The sequence below is a fragment of the Nocardia sp. NPDC004718 genome, assembly GCF_053601535.1.
On sequence record NZ_JBSGCA010000165.1, the window covers coordinates 1 to 1,283 of the forward strand.

Annotated in this window: 2 protein-coding genes and 1 pseudogene; 2 read left to right on the top strand and 1 reads right to left on the bottom strand. The window is 34.1% G+C overall.

The genetic code is table 11. The annotated features are described in order from the left end of the window. Positions 1–538 (top strand): M3 family metallopeptidase (locus tag ACWEH3_RS36135; protein WP_452358516.1); only part of this gene is annotated, 538 nt, incomplete at its 5' end. 108 nt (positions 539–646) lie between these two features. On the opposite strand, the pseudogene ACWEH3_RS36140 reads toward ACWEH3_RS36135, so the two are convergent. Beyond that, positions 647–892, bottom strand: a pseudogene (locus ACWEH3_RS36140) (IS3 family transposase); the annotation flags it as partial. A 204-nt stretch (positions 893–1,096) separates the two neighbouring features. Here ACWEH3_RS36140 and ACWEH3_RS36145 point away from each other — a divergent pair. Further along, positions 1,097–1,283: cation:proton antiporter domain-containing protein (locus ACWEH3_RS36145; protein ID WP_452358517.1), on the top strand; the 187-nt coding region annotated here is incomplete at its 3' end.

The window sequence follows — 1,283 nt, forward strand, 5'->3', positions numbered from 1 at the left end:
GAACGGACCTGGATCAGACGATATCTGCTACGCCGCTACCAACCGACAGAACGCAGTACGCGCAATCATCGTTGATAGTTTCCGTGGAACTGTTTTCCGTCAGAGTCAATTTGCCGAATTTGAACAAAAAATTCATGAAGCAGATGCTGCCGGTGAAGTTTTAACAAGTGAATACTTAAACTCACTTTATGGCGAAATAAATGAAAAATACTATAATTTAGCAGTCAAAGAAAATCCAGAAATTCAGTATGAATGGGCTAGAATTCCGCATTTTTATTATAATTTCTATGTTTTTCAATACGCAACAGGTTTTGCTGCGGCAACTTTCTTAGCTGAAAAAGTTGTTCATGGTTCAACTGAGGATCGTCAAAAATATCTTGAATATTTGAAGGCAGGTTCCTCAGCTTATCCTTTAGAAGTAATTGCCAAAGCTGGAGTTGATATGGAATCTACCGATTATTTAGATGCTGCCTTTGAGCTTTTTGAAAATCGATTGAGTGAATTAGAAAAATTAGTTGAAAAAGGAGTCCATCTTTAAAAATGGTTGAAACATATAAACGTACAAGTAACCCCATGATGAATCGACCAGTTGTCAAAGCAGAGTTAGTAGAATGGATGCGTTCAAGTCAAACACAAATAACCGGAGAACTTGCTTCATTAGCTTCTGTACCAGTTTTAACCCGACTTTTTCCCCTTGTTTAAGTAGAAGATGATGAATTTTAGGAGCACCATAGATTCCTCGGTTAGCATTGAAGAGTTGAGAAATTTTGAGTGACAGGTATTGTCTCCTTAATTGAGTTTTAGATGGATGTCGGTTAATCCGTTCATAATAACTTGATTCAGGAACATCAAGGAGTTGACAGCTTAGTCTGACATTGAGTGCTAAAGTTAAGGAAGAACGAGACATCTATAACTTTCGGAAAAATTACAATTTTTCCGAAACTAATATTGATAATAGGTTTTATGCTGAGAAGCAAACTAATTATTTTGATAAAATTAATCAATAGAAAATATTATTCTAAATTAATTTAAAAAAATCAGTATCCTGGATGTTATAATTAATATTATTCAATAAAGAAATCGAAGGAACTCAAAAATGGAAGATATTTTTCAAATTACAATTATACTTTTCTTCTCTATGTTAGCTACGTTGCTTTCAAAGAAATTAAAAATTCCGAAAGTTGTTGGTCAGATGTTGATAGGAATAATTCTTGCCCCATCAGTACTGGGTTTAATTAATGGAGGACATACTATAGAAGTAATGTCAGAAATTGGAGTTATCC